Origin of the sequence: Micromonospora sp. DT46 (assembly GCF_049841735.1) — a bacterium.
Taxonomy (GTDB): Bacteria; Actinomycetota; Actinomycetes; order Mycobacteriales; family Micromonosporaceae; genus Micromonospora; species Micromonospora reichwaldensis.
In genome coordinates this window covers 62,354-78,755 of sequence record NZ_JBNCKW010000012.1, presented here as the reverse complement: position 1 = coordinate 78,755, position 16,402 = coordinate 62,354, and the positions used below count along the sequence as shown (strand labels likewise).

The following is a 16,402-nucleotide window of genomic DNA, read 5'->3' as shown; positions in this document are numbered from 1 at the left end:
GACAGCACCTCGGCATAACAGCACTGTCGATGCAGATAGTTCGCCCTCCGGAGAGGACGCTCCCATGCCCGAAGCCGTCATCGTCGCCGCCGCCAGGTCACCGATCGGGCGCGCGCGCAAGGGCTCCCTGCGCGACCTGCGCGCCGACGACCTGGCCGCCACCATCGTGCGCGCCGCCCTCGACCAGGTGCCGGCGCTCGACCCGCGCGAGATCGACGACCTGATGCTCGGCTGCGGGCAGCCGGCGGGCGAGCAGGGCCACAACCTCGCCCGGGTGGTCGGCACCCTGCTCGGGCTGGACCACCTGCCCGGCACGACCGTCAACCGGTACTGCTCGTCGTCGTTGCAGACCACCCGGATGGCCCTGCACGCCATCCGCGCGGGCGAGGGCCACGCCTTCCTCTCGGTCGGGGTGGAGTGCGTCTCCCGCTACGACCGGGGTCGCGCCGACGGGCACCCCGGCACCACCAATCCCGCCTTCGCCGGGGCCCTGGAGCGCACCGCGACCAGGGCGGCCAGCGACCTGTCGGGCTGGCACGACCCGCGCGAGGACGGCGAGCTGCCGGACGTCTACGTCACGATGGGACAGACCGCCGAGAACGTGGCGCACCTGCGCGGGGTGTCCCGGCTCAGCCAGGACGAGTTCGCCGTACGGTCGCAGCTGCTGGCCGAGAAGGCGATCGCCGACGGCTTCTGGGCCCGCGAGATCACCCCGGTCACCGTCCCCGGCGGGGCGGTGGTGGCCGCCGACGACGGGCCGCGCGCCGGGGTGACCCTGGAGGCGGTGGCGGCGCTGCCGCCGGTGTTCCGGCCTGACGGCACGGTGACCGCCGGCAACTGCTGCCCGCTCAACGACGGCGCCGCCGCGCTCGTCGTGATGTCGGACGTACGGGCGCGGGAGCTGGGCGTCACCCCGCTGGCCCGGATCGTCTCCACCGGCCTGAGCGCCCTCTCCCCCGAGATCATGGGGCTCGGGCCGGTGGCGGCGTCGCGGCAGGCGCTGCGCCGGGCCGGCATGTCCGTCGACGACGTCGACCTCGTCGAGATCAACGAGGCGTTCGCCGCGCAGGTGCTGCCCAGCGCCCGGGAGCTGGGGGTCGACTGGGACCGGCTCAACGTCAACGGTGGCGCGATCGCGGTGGGCCACCCGTTCGGCATGACCGGCGCCCGGATCACCACCACGCTGATCAACTCGCTGCGCTGGCACGACCAGGAGATCGGGCTGGCGACCATGTGCGTCGGCGGCGGCCAGGGCATGGCGATGGTCGTCGAGCGGCTGAGCTGACGCCGACCGGGCGTGGCGGGCCGGGAGACCGACGCGCCACGCCCGGCCGGTGCCGGGTGCGACCGGTCAGGAGGCCGTCGGCACCCCGTTGGCCGGCGGCGCCACCGGCGGGGCGGTGTGCTCGCGTACCGGCCCGTCGCCCTCGTCCGTCTCGTACGTCGGCCCGAAGTAGGCCTGCGTCCCGCCGCTCACCCGGGTCAGCCGCTGCCCGCCGTAGCCGGAGTGGTCGGTGTCGGAGTAGCGCAGCGGGGCCAGGCCGGGCCCCTGGTAGCCGCCCTTGCGGACGGCCTCGGTGACCGCCTCGCGGGTGAGGTCCTTGCCGGCGGCGAGGAGTACCTGCACGAAGAGGTAACCGACCGCCATGCCGTAGACGGTGTTGCCGTCGAACGGCGCGTCCCCGTTGTACTCCTTGTTGACCTTGGTGAAGAGCTGGATCCACGGGTCGGCGGCGTCGTTCTGCATCGGCAGGTAGTTGGCGCCGACCATGCCCTCGAGCAGGCCCGCCGCGGCGCCGAGCTGCTTGGCCAGCGTCGGGTGGTCGGCGCCGACGTTGGAGACCAGCCACTGCGGCTTGAAGTTCAGCCGGGCGGCGGTGCCGACCGCCAGGGCGGTGAAGCCGGGCACGGTGGCGAGGATGACCACCTGGCAGCCGGCCGCCTTGAACGCGCCGATCTGGGGTGCCACGTTGGTGTTGCTGGTGACGTACGTCTGCTTCGCCGCCACCGCGCCGGCGCCGAGCACCTTCTCCACCCCGACCAGGCTGTCCCGGCCGAAGTCGTCGTCCTGGCCGAGGAAGCAGACCTTGCGCCCCGGCAGGCTGGTCTTCACGTGCTGGGCCAGGATCTTGCCCTCCACCGTGTAGTCGGGGTTGAAGCCGAACGTGCCCGGATACCGGTCGGGCTGGTCCCAGCTGCGGCTTCCGGAGGCGACGAAGAGGTCAGGTACCCGGTTGCTCTTGAGGAAGTCGAGCACGCCGGTGTGGGTCGGCGTGCCGAGCCCGTTGAGGATGGCGAAGACCTTGTCCTGCAGGACGAGCTGGCGGACCACCTGCTGGGTGTTCGCCGGGTTGTAGCCGTCGTCCATGATCTTGTAGGTGATCTTCCGGCCGTGCACGCCCCCGTTGGCGTTGACGTGGTCGAAGTACGCCTTCGTGGCGGGCGCGATCTTGGAATAGCCGGCGGACGCCGGACCGGTGAGCGGCATGTGCGTGCCGACCACGATCTCGGTGTCGGTGACGCCGGGGACCGTGCCCCCGCCGCCGCCACCGTCGTCCCCGGTGCAGGCGGCGGAGGCGACCAGCAGGGTGATGGCGGTGGCGAGCGCGAGGCCGCGCCGTGCCGTTCGTGTCATGTCAGACACCGACCTTTCCTCGGTCCGGGTGGTGGTGGTCGTGGTGCGGGTGGTGGGTGGTGTGGTGCGGACGGCCGGCGGGGCGGCTCAGGACCGCCGCCGGCCCGCCCGGCGCGCGGAGACCGCCCGGGTCAGCCGGGACAGCAGGCCCTGCACGCCGCCGGGAGCGGCGATCATGACGACGACCAGGGTGAGCCCGAAGATCGCCAGCGGGAGGTTGCCCTCGACCCGCTGCGCGACCGCCGGCGACAGCGTGAGCTGCTCGGTGAGGGCGTGCGTCAGGTCGGGCAGGGCGACCAGCAGGACGGCGCCCCAGGCCGCGCCGGCGAGGCTGCCCAGCCCGCCGATGACGACCGCCATCAGCAGGAACAGCGACAGCGTCAGCGAGAAGGCCCCGGGCGACACGCTCTGCGCGAGGACCGCGAGCAGGGCGCCGCCGAGCCCGGCGCCGGCCGCGCTGACCACGAAGGCGAGGACCTGGGTGCGGGCGACGTGGATGCCGGCGAGGCGGGCGGCGACCTCGTCGTCGCGGACCGCCCGGAAGGTGCGGCCGTACCGGCTGCGGACCAGGTTGGCCAGCAGCAGCAGGGCCAGCAGGGTGGCCGCGGCGGTCACCCAGAGCTGCCAGCGCTCGTAGGGGAAGTACGCGCCGAGGGCCACCGGCGGGGGCTCGACCGGCACCGCCAGCCCCTGCTCGCCGTTGAACACGCCGTCGAAGGTGACGGTCAGCGCCGGCACCACGACCGCCACGGCCAGGGTGACGCCGGCCAGGTACGGGCCGCGCAGCCGGGCGGCGGCCACCCCGACCACGGCGCCCACCACGAGGGCGGCCAGGACGGCGGCGCCCAGCGACACCGGGAGCAGCCAGCCGCCGGTCATCCCGGCGTCGGCGAACGCGTTCTGGCACAGGGCCACGGTGTACGCGCCGGTCGCCATCAGCGCGCCGTGCCCGAGCGAGAGCTGACCGTTGAGCCCGGTGAGGACGGTCAGCCCGGCGGTGGCGCACAGGTAGGCGGCCACGGTCGCGAGCTGGAAGTTGCGGAACGGCTCCAGCCCGTAGCTGGCGGCCACCAGCAGCAGCGCGGCGACGACCGCGAGGCCGAGGTGACGCAGCAGGGTCGAACCGAGGCGGGGCTCGGCGGGGCCGGTGCGGCCGACCCGCGCCTTCGTGTCCGGCGGGGTCACCGCCCGGGTGGCGCTCACACCCGCCTCGCCGCGACCGGGGCGAACAGCCCGCCGGGACGCACCAGCAGCACCGCCAGCAGCAGCACCAGCACCGCGAGCGGGGTGACGTCGCTGCCGGCGTAGCCGCTGACGTAGGAGAGCAGCAGGCCGACCGCGAGGCCGCCGACCACCGCCCCCGGTGGACTGTCCAGCCCGCCCACCACGGCGGCGGTGAACGCCGAGACGAAGACCAGGTCCATCGCGTGCGGGTGCAGGCCCAGCTCGGTGGGGATGACCAGCATGCCGGCCAGGGCGCCGACCCCGGAGGCCAGCGCCCACCCGAGGGTGAGCATGCCGCCGACGTTCACCCCGAGCAGCCGGGACACCTCGGGGGCGAACGCCGCCGCGCGCATCCGCAGACCCACCGCCGTGCGGGTGAAGGTCCAGGCGAGCCCCACGACCACCACCGCGACCGCCGCGAAGACGAACAGGTCGTACGGCGACAGGACGGCGACGCCGCCCACGGTCAGCGGGTTGCGGGAGAAGGGCGTCGCGGCGGGCAGGAACTCGCTGCCGTACGCCATGCCGAGGACGGCCTGGATCAGCAGCACCAGCCCCAGCGCGACGATCACCGGGTTGAGCGGCGAGGTGTGGTCGACGAAGCGCATGACGACCAGGTCCACCGCCGCGCCGAGGAGCAGCCCGGCGCCGAGCGCGGCCAGGAAGCCCAGCCAGTACGAGCCGGTCGCGGCGGAGACGCTGTAGGCCACGTACGCGGTGGCGACGGCCATCGCGCCCTGCGCGAAGTTGACGATCCGGGCCGCCCGCCAGATGAGCACCAGCGCCAGTGCGAACGCGGCGAGGACCGCGCCCCTGGACAAGCCGTCGAGGGTGAGGAAGACGAAGCGGTCCAACGGTCCTCCCTTGCGGGGACGAGGGTTCAGAAGCCGAGGTAGGCGTGGCGCAGGTTGGCGTCGTCGCGCAGCCGGGCGGCCGGGGCGGTGGTGACGACCCGGCCCAGGGACATCACCACGCCCTGGTCGGCGACGGACAGCGCGCTGCGCACGTTCTGTTCGACGAGCAGGACGGTCAGCCCGGTGTCGTCGCGCAGCCGGCGCAGCAGGGCCATGGTCTGGGCGACGACCCGCGGCGCCAGGCCGAGCGACGGCTCGTCGAGCAGCAGCAGGCGGGGCCGACCGACGAGGGCCCGGCCGAGGGCGAGCATCTGCCGCTCGCCGCCGGAGAGCTGGTGCCCGAGGTGTCGCCGCCGCCGGGCCAGCGGTTCGAAGAGCTGGTAGACCTCGTCGAGGGCGCGGGCCGCGTCGGCCCGGTCGCGCCGCCACAGCCCGCCGAGGCGCAGGTTCTCGTCGACCGTCAGCTCGCCGACCACCCCGCGCCCCTCCGGCACGTGGGCCATGCCGCGACGCACGAGCTGCTCCACCGCGACGCCGCGCAGGTCCTCCCCGGCCAGCACGACGCGACCGGCTGCCGGGCGGAGCATGCCGGACAGGGCGCGCAGCAGGGTGGTCTTGCCGGCGCCGTTGGCGCCGACCACCGCCGCGATGGCGCCCCGCGCCACGGTCAGGTCGATCCCGTGCAGCACCGGCGCGCCGCCGTAGCCGGCCGCCAGGCCGCGCACCTCGAGCAGGGCCTCGCCGGTCATGCCGCGGCCTCGTCGACCGCCGCGCCGAGGTAGGCGTCGGCGACGGCCGGGTCGTCGCGCACCTCGTCGGGGGTGCCGGCGGCGATCACCCGCCCGAAGTCGAGCACCACGATCTCGTCGCAGACGGACATCACCAGGTCCATGTGGTGCTCCACCAGCAGCACCGCGCAGGGGTCGGTGTCGCGTCGGGGCAGCCCCCGGATCAGCTCGGCCAGCTCGGCGATGTCGTCGGCGCCCAGGCCCCCGGCGGGTTCGTCGAGCAGGAGCAGCCGGGGCCGCGCGGCCAGCGCGCGGGCCAGGGCGACCCGCTGGCGTACGGCGAAGGGCAGCGTGCCCGGCGCGGCGTCGGCGTGCCCGGCGATCCCCAGGGTGTCGAGGACGTCGAGGGCGTGCCGGCGCAGCCGGCGCTCGTCGCGGTCGCTGCGGGGCAGGCCGAGCAGGGCGGCGAGGAAGCCGGCGCGGGCCGTGTGGGTGGCCCCGGTCATCACGTTCTCCAGCACGGTGAGCCCGGCGAAGAGCCCGGTGCCCTGCAGGGTGCGGGCGACGCCCAGCCGGGTGAGCCGGTGCGGGCGCGGGTGCAGCGGCCGGCCGTCGAGGGTCAGGGAGCCCTCGTCCGGCGGGACGAAGCCGCAGACGACGTTGAACAGCGTGGTCTTGCCGGCCCCGTTGGGACCGATCACGCCGACCACCCGGCCGGGCGGCACCCGCAGCGAGACGTCGTCGAGGGCGGTGAGGCCGCCGAAGCGGACCCCGATGTGGTGCAGTGCGAGCCCTTGCTCCATCACCCGTCCCCCCGGCAGCCGCCAGTATTTACACTGGGAGTGTACGTTTCTGACGGGGGCCGTCAATACCTCCGACGCTCGCGGGCACGCTCGTCGGCCGCCGCCCGGACCTGGGCGGCGGCCGACGGTTTCTGCACCGACCGGGCAGCCATGCGCCGTGGGGCGGCCGGGGGTGACGGCCGCCCCGGGGAGCGTCAGGCGCTCGGGCAGGTGTTGCGGTACTCCTGGATCGCGGAGCCGCTCGGGCCGGGGCAGAGGAACTGCTCGTAGCGGGTGTCGTCGTCGACGAACCGCTTCAACCAGGCGACCGCCTGCCGGGCGGTGGGCGTGTTGACGGTCTGCGGGAAGAAGTGGCTGGCCCCGTTGAGCTCCAGGTACGCCTTCTCGGACGAGGCCGGGATGCTGGTGTAGAACGGCTCCGAGTGCGACGAGACCGGCGCGACACTGTCGCTCTCCCCGCCGATGATCAGGGTCGGCACCCGGACGTCGGACCAGGACTTGTCCAGGTTCCACGGCGCGAGCGGCACCGCGGCCTGCAACGACGGCCGGGAGACCGCGGCCTCCAGGCTGCCGCCGCCACCCATCGAGTGGCCGGAGACGGCGAGCCGGCTGGCGTCGATCCGGCTGCGTACGGAGCTGCGCTGCGTCAGGTAGTCGAGCGCGGCGAGCAGTTGCCGACCGCGGCTGTCCGGCTGGTCGAGGCGCGTGTTGGTCTCGATGCCGATCACCACGAAGCCGTGCGAGGCGATCCGCGGCCCGAGCCAGTCGATGCTGGACCAGGCGGCCGTGTAGCCGGGCGAGATGGCGACGGCGCCGAAGGTGCCCTCGGCGGTGCTGGTCGGGTAGTAGATGACGCCCCCGCCGAAGCCGGTGACGCTGAGCGAGGAGACGTTCTGCGACGAAGTGGCGAACGGGCCGCGGCTGGCCTCCAGCAGGGCGACGCTCGGGGCGGGGCCGCGCTCGTACGGGTTGGCGGCGGCCTGGGCGGCCGGCGGGGCGGCCAGCGCGCCCGCCGTGGCCAGGACGGCGGCCAGGGCCAGGCCGGCGAGGCGGACGACGGGACGGGGACGGGCGGTGGTGGTTGGTGATGACACGTCGGGCACTCCCTACGGGACGGGGCATATCGACATGCATCAGTCTTCGGCGGTGTCGACGGCGGCGCATCGGTGAAATCACCAGTCCGGCCCGGGAAAATCGGGCCGGCCGTTTTCGCCCGGACTGTCGGGGTAGGGCATTTGGCACCCCGGCCGAAGAAGGAGACGCCGTGTTCAACCCGTTGGAGCACAAGGGAATCCCGCTGGAGAGCCAGATCCGCAACTGGCGCGAACTCAACGTGGAGCCGATCGACCCGGAGGCGGTCGATCCGTACACCCGCTGCCGCATCATCACCATGAACGGCATCGAGGTCGAGGCGATCAACTTCCAGCACCAGTTCGCCCGCAACTGCCCCGACCAGGAGGTCCGCCGGCAGCTGGCGTACGTGCGCTACCTGGAGAGCCAGCAGCAGCGGGTGGTGAACTGGCTGCTGCCCGGCGCCGCGAGCGTGCTGGAGACGACGCTCGGCTACGAGCAGGTGGCCGTCGACCTGACCGCGTGGGTGGCCCGGCACGAGCCCGACCCGTACCTGAAGCAGAGCTACGAGTTCGGCGTGCTGGAGGACTTCGACCACCTCTACCGCTACGCCAACCTCTACGAGATGGTGGAACGCCGCAAGGCCGACAAGATCGTGCAGGGCCTGACCGAGGTCATGCCCGGCCGGCCCACCGTCGCCGAGCACCGGCACCCGTTCGACGAGGTGCGCACCCCGTACGACCGCAACAGCGTCGACCCCCGCTCCAAGCTGCACGCGCTGACCATCCTGTCGGCGGAGCAGCAGGTCATGTTCTATTACATGAACGTCGGTCCGCAGTACATGGAGCCGATCGCGCGACAGCTCTACCAGGAGATCAGCCTCATCGAGCAGGAGCACGTCACGCACTACGAGTCGCTGCTCGACCCGGGCGAGAACTGGTGGGAGCGGCTGCTCACCCACGAGTACAACGAGTGCTGGCTCTACTACTCCTTCATGCAGCAGGAGAGCGACCCCCGCATCAAGGCGGTGTGGGAGCTGCACCTGCAGATGGAACTGGCGCACCTGCAACAGGCCGCCGACCTGCTGCGCCGCCACGACGGCCGGGAGCCGGAGGAGATCGTGGGCGGCGCCGGCCTGCCCGAGCCGCTGACCTTCGAGCCGAACAAGGAGTACCTGCGCCACCTGCTCGCCACCCAGGTCGACCTGAACAAGCTCGGCGAGGGGTACGTGCGGGAGGCGCACGAGCGCTTCGAGTCGATGCAGCAGCAGCTGCACGACGGGCAGAAGCCGCCGAGCGAGCAGGTGATCGACATGCACCGGGAGCGCTTCGGCGACGAGTACCGCGTCGAGACCGAGGGGCCCCACCCGGTGGAGTCGCTGCGCGCGCGGGGAGGCAGCCATGCCTGACACCGGCGCCCCGGCCACGCGCGGCCCCGAAGACGACGTCGTCGACCTGCTGCTGGCCCAGCACGCGCGGGTCGAGGAGCTGTTCCTGCTGGTCATCGGCAGCACCGGGGAGACCCGCCGGGACGCCTTCGACGACCTGGTGAAGCTCCTCGCCGCGCACGAGACCGCCGAGGAGGAGGTCGTCCACCCGCTGGCCCGGACGCTGCCGGGCGGGGGCGGCGACGCCATGGTCGACGAACGCCTCGCCGAGGAGCGTCAGGCCAAGGAGACCCTGAAGACCCTGATCGCCGGCGGTGTCGACGCCGAGGGCTTCGACACCGGCATCATCCTGCTGCGCGACGCGGTGCTCACGCACGCCCGCTACGAGGAACGCCAGGAGTTCCCGCTGCTGCGCCAGCACGTGCCCGCCGACCGGCTGCGCACGATGGCCGGCGCCGTACGGATGGCGGAGGCGACCGCGCCGACGCGCCCGCACCCGAGCGCCCAGTCCGCGAAGGGCAACCTCGCGGCCGGACCGGCGCTGGCGGTCATCGACCGCGTCCGCGACGCGATCCGCAGGCCGTCGTCCAGCGGCTGAGCACCCGCCGACACCAGCACACCGCGCCCACCCGACCGATTCCGGCGGGTGGGCGCGGCGCGTCTGCCGCCGTGCCCGCGCCGGGGCGGGTGCCGCCGTCGCGTAGGGTCGGCACCGCCCCGGTCCGGCCACGCCGGACGCCCCCTGCCCGCGGAGACGCCCATGACCGAGATAGGCGGCGCCACGAGGGTGTACGCGCTGCTCGGCGACCCGATCGCCCAGGTGCGCGCCCCCGGGCTGCTCAACCCGGTGCTGGCCCGGCGCGGCACCGACGCGGTGCTCGTCCCGGTCCACGCGGCGCCGGCCGACCTCACCCAGGTGGTGCGGGGGCTGCAACGGGTGGCGAACCTGGACGGGATGCTGGTCACCGTGCCGCACAAGGCCGCCGTGCTGGAGCTCGCCGACCGGGCCAGCGACCGCGCCCGCCTGGCCGGCAGCGCCAACGCGCTGCGGCGCGAGCCCGACGGGACGTGGACCGCGGACACCTTCGACGGCGACGGGTTCGTCCGCGGGCTTTCCGGGGCCGGACACCATCCCCGGGGCCGCCGGGCGTGCGTGGTGGGCGCGGGCGGGGCGGGCAGCGCGATCGCGGTGGCGCTGCTCGACGCCGGCGTGGCGGAACTGCGGCTGAGCGACACCGACCCGGACCGGCTGGAGACGCTGCGGCGGCGGCTGTCCGCCGCGTACCCCGGCCGGGTCGGCGCGACCGCGCGACCGCGACTGGCGGACGCCGACCTCGCGGTCAACGCCACGCCCCTGGGGCTGGGCCCCGACGACCCGCCGCCGTTCGCGGTGGCGGACCTGCCGGCGCACGCGGTGGTCGCCGACATCATCATGACGCCGGCCGAGACGCTCCTGCTGGCCCAGGCACGGGCCCGGGGACTGCGGGCGCACCCGGGAGAGCCGATGCTCGCCCACCAGATCGACGCCTACCTCGACTTCTTCGGGCTCTGACCGACCGGCGGTCGGCGCACTGATCATCCTGTCGGGCGGACCTGTTACCGTCGCGCCGCCGCTGCACCAGTCGGACCGGAGGTAGGCGTGATCAGCTCGCACGTGTCGTCGTTCGTCGGATTACCGACAGTGCCCTTCACCCCGGGGATGACACTCCCCGACGATCCGTCGGCGGTCGCCTGGCGGCTGGAGGTCGAGGACTTCGACGCGGATCCCGAGGAGTTCCTCGGTCTCGTCCGGGCGCTGCGGGAACAGGTGCCGGCCGACGCGGTGCGCGCCCTGGTGATCGGCGAGTGGGGCGAGGCGTACGAGCGGCCCCTGCCGATCGAGGCGCTGGTCGAGGCCGCCGGGGAGTGGACCGGCCTGCGGGCGCTCTTCCTCGCCGACCTGACCTACGAGCAGTGCGAGATCTCCTGGCTCATGCACGGCGACATCACGCCGCTGCTCGCGGCGTACCCGTCGCTGGAGGTGCTCTGGGTGCGCGGGGCGCAGGGCCTGCGGCTGGAGCCGGTCCGGCACACCGGGCTGCGCGAGTTGCGCTTCGAGTCCGGCGGGCTGCCGGCCGGGGTGGTCCGGGCCGTCGGCGCGTGCGAGCTGCCGGCCCTGCACCGGCTGGACCTGTGGCTCGGCAGGAAGGACTACGGCGGCGACGCGAGCGCCGAGGACCTGGCCGGGGTGCTCGCCGGCGCCGGCCTGCCGGCCCTGCGTCACCTCGCGGCGTGCAACGCCGAGATCGCCGACGCGGTCGCGGCGGCGGTCGCCAGCGCGCCGGTCGTCCCCCGGCTGGAGGCGCTCGACCTGTCGATGGGCACCCTGACCGACGAGGGCGCGAAGGCGCTGCTGGCCGGGCAGCCGCTGACCCACCTGACGCACCTCGACCTGCACCATCACTACCTCTCCGAGGAGGCGGCCGCCGCGGTGGTCGCCGCGCTGCCGGGGGCGCGGGTCGACCTGTCCGACCCACAGGTCGCCGAGGACTACGACGGCACCGTCTACCGCTACACCGCGGTCGGGGAGTGAGCGAGATGGCCTTCGGTTCCCACGCGCGCCACTTCGCCGGCCGTCCCGTGGTGGACGTCCCCGCCGACGGGCCGCTGCCCACGGTGGACGGCCCGGTCTCGTGGCGGATCGCCCACTGGCACTTCGACGACGAGACCACGGAGAACTCGCTCTCGGCGGAGTTCCGCGACGCGTTCGACCGGTTCGTCGCGCAGGCCGGTCCGTCCGTGGAGTCCCTGGTCGTCGGCTCCTGGGGCTACGCGGCGTTCCATCCCGCCCCGATCGCGCAACTCTGCGCGGCGGCGGCGCGCCTGCCCGCCCTGCGCGCGCTCTTCCTCGGTGACATCACCTCCGAGGAGTGCGAGGTCTCCTGGATGAGGGTGGGCGACGTCAGCGCGCTGCTGACGGCGTACCCGGCGCTGGAGGTGCTGCGGGTGCGCGGCGGCGAGAACTTCGCGTTCTCCCCCGTGCGGCACGCGCGGCTGCGGGAGCTGGCGGTGGAGAGCGGCGGGCTGTCCCGGGCGTTCGTCGGCGCGGTGCTCGACTCCGACCTGCCCGCGCTGACCGACCTGGAGCTGTGGCTCGGCACCTCCGACTACGGCGGCGACACGCAGGTCGCCGACCTCGCCCCGCTGCTGGCCGGGGAACGGTTCCCGCAGCTGCGCCGGCTCGGCCTGTGCAACTCGGAGATCGCCGACGACCTCGCCCGGGCGCTGGCGTCCGCGCCGGTGGTGTCCCGGCTGCGACGGCTGGACCTGTCGATGGGCACGCTCGGCGACGAGGGCGCGGCGGCCCTGCTGGCCGGTCAGCCGCTGACCCACCTGGCGGAGCTGGACCTGTCCCACCACTACCTGACGGAGGAGACCGCCGCGTCGCTGGTCGCCGCGCTGCCGGGCGTCGCGGTGGACGACTCCGACCCGCAGGAGCCCGAGGAGTACGACGGCGAGAGCTACCGCTACACGGCGGTGTCGGAGTGACATGCGCCTGACCGTCGTCGGCAACCCCGGCAACCGTCGGGTCGGCCTGTTCACCCGGGCGGTCCTCGCCGCCGGCCTGCCCCGGCCGCAGGTGCTGCCCTGGGTCGACGTGCTGGCCGGCGCGGCGCCGCCCGGGGCCGGCGCGCTGGTACGGGTCGACTCGCCCGGCGAGGACGCCGAGGTGGACCGGCTGCTGCGCCGGTCCACCTCGCCGGCGCGGCACGGCGAGCTGATCGGCCTGGCCGACACGTACGCCGGGCTGCTGCGGGGCCTGGACCGGGTCGCCGCCGGCGGCGCGGAGCTGCTCAACGACCCGGCGGACGTCGCGGTGCTGTGCGACAAGCGGCGCTGCCACGCCCGGCTGTCAGCCGCCGGGGTGCCGGTGCCGGCCGCGCTGCCCCCGGTGCACGGGTGGCAGGAGCTGCGGGCGGCGATGGCGGCGGCCCGCTGGAGCCGCGTGTTCGTCAAGCCCGCACACGGCTCGTCGGCCGCCGGGGTCGTCGCGCTGGCCGTGGCCCGGGGGCGGGTGCAGGCGGTCACCACGATCGAGGCGGCCCCGGACGGGCTGTTCAACTCGCTGCGCCCCCGCCGCTACACCGACGAGGCCGAGGTCGCCGCCATGGTCGACCGGATCGCCGCCGACGGCCTGCACGTGGAGCGGTGGCTGCCCAAGGCGGGGCTCGGCGACCGGGTGGTCGACCTGCGGGTGGTGACGATCGCGGGGCGGCCCACCCACGCCGTGGTGCGCGCCGCCCGGGGGCCGCTGACCAACCTGCACCTGGGCAACGCGCGCGGGGACCTCGCCGAGCTGCGCGCGGCGGCCGGGCCGGCGGCATGGGCGGCGGCCATGGAGACGTGCGAGCGGGCGGCCGCGTGTTTCCCCCGCAGCCTCCAGGTCGGCATCGACCTGATGTTCCTGCTCGGCTGGCGGCGCCACGCGGTGGCCGAGGTCAACGCCTTCGGCGACCTGCTGCCGGGGGTCCTCACCGACGGCCGGGACACCTACGCCGAGCAGGTGCGCGCCCTGACCGACGGCCGGTGGGACCGCTGGCGGTCGGCTGCCGGCCGGACACCGCCGGGCGACGACGCGGCACGGCCCGCCGGCGCGGTCGGGCGGGAGGTGCTCGCGTGCGCAGTCTGATCGGCAGCCACGACCTGCTCCTGCTCACCCTCGACACGCTGCGCCACGACGTCGCCGCCGACCTGGCCGCGCGGGGGCGCACGCCGCACCTGGCGCGCGCCCTGCCCGGCGGGCGGTGGGAGCAACGGCACTCCCCCGCCAGCTTCACCTACGCCGCGCACCACGCGTTCTTCGCCGGCTTCCTGCCCACCCCGGTCACCCCCGGCCGGCACGAGCGGCTGTACGCGGCGGCGTTCCCCGGCAGCGAGACGTCCGGCGCCGACACCTGGGTGTTCGACGCGCCCGACCTGCCCACGGCGCTCGCCGACGTCGGCTACCACACGCTCTGCCTGGGCGGGGTCGGCTTCTTCAACCGGCGCAGCCCGCTCGGGGCGGTGCTGCCGGGCCTGTTCGCCGAGGCGCACTGGGAGCCGGAGTTCGGGGTCACCTCCCCCACCTGCCTCGACGCGCAGCTCGACCGGTTGGCCGAGGTGCTGCCGCGGGTGCCGGCGCGGCAGCCGCTGTTCACGTTCCTCAACGTCGCCGCCCTGCACCAGCCCAACCGGCACCACCTGCCCGGGGCGCAGGTCGACGACCTGGCCAGCCACGCCGCCGCCCTGGAGTACGTCGACGGCCGGATCGACCGGCTGTTCGCCCTGCTCACCGGCCGGGGTCGGCCGGTGTTCGCGATCGTCTGCTCCGACCACGGCACCGCCTACGGGGAGGACGGCCACACCGGCCACCGGATCGGCCACGACGTGGTGTGGACGGTCCCGTACGCCCACTTCGTCCTGCGACCGGGGGAATGGTGACCAGCACCGACACGGGCCTCGACGGCTCGCCGTACCAGCAGTACCTCTACGCGTACCCGCACAAGACCTCCTACCGGCCGCTGCGACCGCGCCCGCTGCTGGCGGACGTGTGGCGGGCCGAGGCGCGTGAGGCGCTCTTCCTCTACGTGCACCTGCCGTTCTGCGAGATGCGCTGCGGCTTCTGCAACCTGTTCACCCGCGCCAACGCGCCCGCCGAGCAGGTGACCGACTACCTTCGGCAGCTGCGCCGGCAGGCGGGACGGGTCGCCGACGCGCTGGGCGACGACGCCGGCTACGCCCGTGTGGCGTTCGGCGGCGGCACCCCCACCTACCTGACCTCCGACGAGCTGACCGAGCTGTTCGGCATCGCCACCGCGATGGGCGCCCGGCTGCCCGGCGTACCGCTGTCGGTGGAGACCTCGCCGGCGACCGCGACGCCGGACCGGCTCGCGGTGCTCGCCGCGCACGGCACCACCCGGGTGAGCATCGGCGTGCAGAGCTTCCTCGACGCCGAGGCCCGCGCCGCCGGCCGGCCGCAGCGCCGCACGGAGGTGGAGGCGGCCCTGGCCGCGATCCGCGACGCCCGGATCCCGGTGCTCAACATCGACCTGATCTACGGCATCGACGGGCAGACCGCCGACACCTGGCGGGAGAGCCTCGACGCGGCCCTGGCGTGGCGGCCCGAGGAGCTGTACCTCTACCCGCTGTACGTGCGGCCGCTGACGGGGCTCGGGCGGCGGGCGCACGGCCGCGCGGACTGGGACGCCCAGCGGCTCGCCCTCTACGAGCAGGCGGTGGCGACGCTGGGTGCGGCCGGCTACCGGCAGGAGTCGATGCGGCAGTTCCGCCGCGCCGACGCGCCCACCCCGGACGGGCCGGACTACTGCTGCCAGGACGACGGCATGGTGGGTCTGGGCTGCGGCGCCCGCTCCTACACCACGTCCCTGCACTACTCGTTCGACTACGCGGTCGGCGTGTCGCAGGTGCGCGCGGTGCTCGACGACTACCTGGCCCGCCCGGCCGACGACTTCCGCTTCGCCGAGTTCGGGTTCGCCCTCGACGGCGCCGAGCAGCGCCGCCGGTGGCTGCTCAAGTCGCTGCTGCGCGCCGAGGGGGTCGACGCGGCGGCCTACCGGGCCCGCTTCGGCGCGCTTCCGGGCGAAGACTTCCCGGAGCTGGGCACGCTGACCGAGCGGGGGTGGGCCGGCGACGGCGGGCTGCGGCTGACGCCGGCCGGGCTGGCCCGCTCCGACGCGATCGGCCCGTGGCTGACCTCGGCCCGGGTACGCGACGCGATGACCGGGTACGTGCCGAGGTGAACCTCGCGATCCTCTACCGGGGTCCCCTGGCGAGCTGCAACTACGACTGCCCGTACTGCCCGTTCGCCAAGCGGCGGGACCCGCCGGAGCTGCTGCGCGCCGACCGGGCGGCGCTGGACCGGTTCGCCGGCTGGGTGGCGGCCACCTCCGACGTGCGGCTGTCGGTGCTGTTCACCCCGTGGGGCGAGGGGCTGACCCGCCGCTGGTACCGCGACGCGATGGTGTCGCTGTCGCACCTGCCGCACGTCGACCGGGTGGTCATCCAGACCAACCTGGCCGCCCGGGTGGACTGGCTGGCCGACGCCGACCCGCGCGCCGCCGCCCTCTGGGCCACCTACCACCCCGGCCAGGTGGACCGGGACCGCTTCCTGGGCCGCTGCGCCCGGCTGACCGAGCTGGGCGTCCGGTACTCGGTCGGGGTGGTCGGCCTGCCGGAGCACCTCGCCGAGGCGCGGGCGCTGCGCGCCGCCCTGCCCGCCGAGGTCTACCTGTGGGTGAACGCCGCCGAGGGCCGGCGCTACGACGCGGCCGAGGAGGCGACCTGGACGGAGCTGGATCCGCTGTTCGGCTACAGCGTCCGCCCGCACGTGTCGCTCGATCGTCCGTGCCACGCGGGCGAGACGGCGATCTCGGTGCGCGGCGACGGCACCGTGCGCCGCTGTCACTTCATCGACGAGCCGATCGGCAACCTCTACGACGGGTCGTGGCGCTCGGCCCTGCGACCGCGCCCGTGCGGCAACGCGGTCTGCGACTGCCACATCGGGTACGTCCACCTCAAGCCGCTCGGCCTGCGGGACGTCTTCGCCGGCGGGGTCCTGGAACGCATCCCGGCCGCCTGGCCGCCCGTACGCCGGCCGGTGCCGCTGGCCGCGCCGGTGCACGCGACGGTGGCCGCCCCCGCGCCGCCTCCGCCGGCGTAGC

Annotated in this window: 16 protein-coding genes; 10 read left to right on the top strand and 6 right to left on the bottom strand. The window is 74.6% G+C overall.

Translation table 11 applies throughout. The features are described from left to right. Positions 1–64: 64 nt before the first annotated feature. The gene (locus ACLQ20_RS28260) at positions 65–1,285 is read left to right on the top strand and encodes an acetyl-CoA C-acetyltransferase (RefSeq protein WP_425858110.1); all 1,221 of its coding nucleotides are present in this window, start codon (positions 65–67) and stop codon (positions 1,283–1,285) included. Between the two features lie 66 nt (positions 1,286–1,351). On the opposite strand, the gene ACLQ20_RS28255 is transcribed toward ACLQ20_RS28260, so the two are convergent. From ACLQ20_RS28255 to ACLQ20_RS28230, 6 genes are all read right to left on the bottom strand, one after another. Then, positions 1,352–2,635, bottom strand: coding sequence for an ABC transporter substrate-binding protein (locus ACLQ20_RS28255; RefSeq protein ID WP_327028775.1), 1,284 nt, complete (start codon positions 2,633–2,635; stop codon positions 1,352–1,354). Positions 2,636–2,722: 87 nt separating this feature from the next. Beyond that, a complete protein-coding gene (locus tag ACLQ20_RS28250) occupies positions 2,723–3,838 on the bottom strand; it encodes a branched-chain amino acid ABC transporter permease (RefSeq protein WP_327028776.1) in 1,116 nt (371 codons plus the stop codon). Beyond that, positions 3,835–4,713 carry a branched-chain amino acid ABC transporter permease gene (locus ACLQ20_RS28245; RefSeq protein WP_151453904.1) on the bottom strand — a complete coding sequence of 293 codons (879 nt, stop codon included), beginning with the start codon at positions 4,711–4,713 and terminating at the stop codon, positions 3,835–3,837. The genes ACLQ20_RS28250 and ACLQ20_RS28245 overlap by 4 nt, the downstream gene beginning before the upstream one ends. A gap of 26 nt (positions 4,714–4,739) precedes the next feature. Continuing rightward, positions 4,740–5,462, bottom strand: a complete 723-nt coding sequence (locus ACLQ20_RS28240; protein ID WP_151453905.1) for an ABC transporter ATP-binding protein — start codon at positions 5,460–5,462, stop codon at positions 4,740–4,742. Next, positions 5,459–6,244: an ABC transporter ATP-binding protein gene (locus tag ACLQ20_RS28235; RefSeq protein WP_425858109.1), complete on the bottom strand. Its 786-nt coding sequence runs from the start codon at positions 6,242–6,244 to the stop codon at positions 5,459–5,461. Before ACLQ20_RS28235 ends, ACLQ20_RS28240 begins: the two co-directional genes overlap by 4 nt. Positions 6,245–6,438: 194 nt before the next feature. Beyond that, entirely contained in the window at positions 6,439–7,338 is a 900-nt protein-coding gene (locus ACLQ20_RS28230) for an alpha/beta hydrolase family protein (RefSeq protein ID WP_425858108.1), read from the bottom strand. Positions 7,339–7,508: 170 nt separating this feature from the next. On the opposite strand from ACLQ20_RS28230, the gene ACLQ20_RS28225 reads away from it, so the two are divergent. The 9 genes from ACLQ20_RS28225 to ACLQ20_RS28185 all read left to right on the top strand — a co-directional run bounded on the left by ACLQ20_RS28225 (position 7,509) and on the right by ACLQ20_RS28185 (position 16,401). Then, positions 7,509–8,723, top strand: coding sequence for a hypothetical protein (locus ACLQ20_RS28225; protein ID WP_151453908.1), 1,215 nt, complete (start codon positions 7,509–7,511; stop codon positions 8,721–8,723). Continuing rightward, the gene (locus ACLQ20_RS28220; RefSeq protein WP_425858107.1) at positions 8,716–9,300 is read left to right on the top strand and encodes a hemerythrin domain-containing protein; all 585 of its coding nucleotides are present in this window, start codon (positions 8,716–8,718) and stop codon (positions 9,298–9,300) included. Before ACLQ20_RS28225 ends, ACLQ20_RS28220 begins: the two co-directional genes overlap by 8 nt. 162 nt (positions 9,301–9,462) lie before the next feature. Further along, the gene (locus ACLQ20_RS28215; protein ID WP_327028777.1) at positions 9,463–10,254 is read left to right on the top strand and encodes a shikimate dehydrogenase; all 792 of its coding nucleotides are present in this window, start codon (positions 9,463–9,465) and stop codon (positions 10,252–10,254) included. A gap of 147 nt (positions 10,255–10,401) precedes the next feature. Then, complete coding sequence (locus ACLQ20_RS28210; protein ID WP_425858106.1) at positions 10,402–11,274, top strand: STM4015 family protein; 873 nt, start codon at positions 10,402–10,404, stop codon at positions 11,272–11,274. 5 nt (positions 11,275–11,279) lie between these two features. Next, positions 11,280–12,230: an STM4015 family protein gene (locus ACLQ20_RS28205; protein WP_425858105.1), complete on the top strand. Its 951-nt coding sequence runs from the start codon at positions 11,280–11,282 to the stop codon at positions 12,228–12,230. A gap of 1 nt (position 12,231) precedes the next feature. After that, on the top strand, positions 12,232–13,371 hold the full coding sequence (locus ACLQ20_RS28200; RefSeq protein ID WP_192581343.1) for an STM4014 family protein: 1,140 nt from the start codon (positions 12,232–12,234) through the stop codon (positions 13,369–13,371). Further along, on the top strand, positions 13,359–14,162 hold the full coding sequence (locus ACLQ20_RS28195; RefSeq protein ID WP_327028779.1) for an STM4013/SEN3800 family hydrolase: 804 nt from the start codon (positions 13,359–13,361) through the stop codon (positions 14,160–14,162). The genes ACLQ20_RS28200 and ACLQ20_RS28195 overlap by 13 nt, the downstream gene beginning before the upstream one ends. Further along, positions 14,159–15,481 carry an STM4012 family radical SAM protein gene (locus ACLQ20_RS28190; protein WP_425858104.1) on the top strand — a complete coding sequence of 441 codons (1,323 nt, stop codon included), beginning with the start codon at positions 14,159–14,161 and terminating at the stop codon, positions 15,479–15,481. The genes ACLQ20_RS28195 and ACLQ20_RS28190 overlap by 4 nt, the downstream gene beginning before the upstream one ends. Continuing rightward, entirely contained in the window at positions 15,478–16,401 is a 924-nt protein-coding gene (locus ACLQ20_RS28185; RefSeq protein WP_151453915.1) for an STM4011 family radical SAM protein, read from the top strand. The genes ACLQ20_RS28190 and ACLQ20_RS28185 overlap by 4 nt, the downstream gene beginning before the upstream one ends. The last annotated feature ends 1 nt before the right edge of the window (position 16,402 follow it).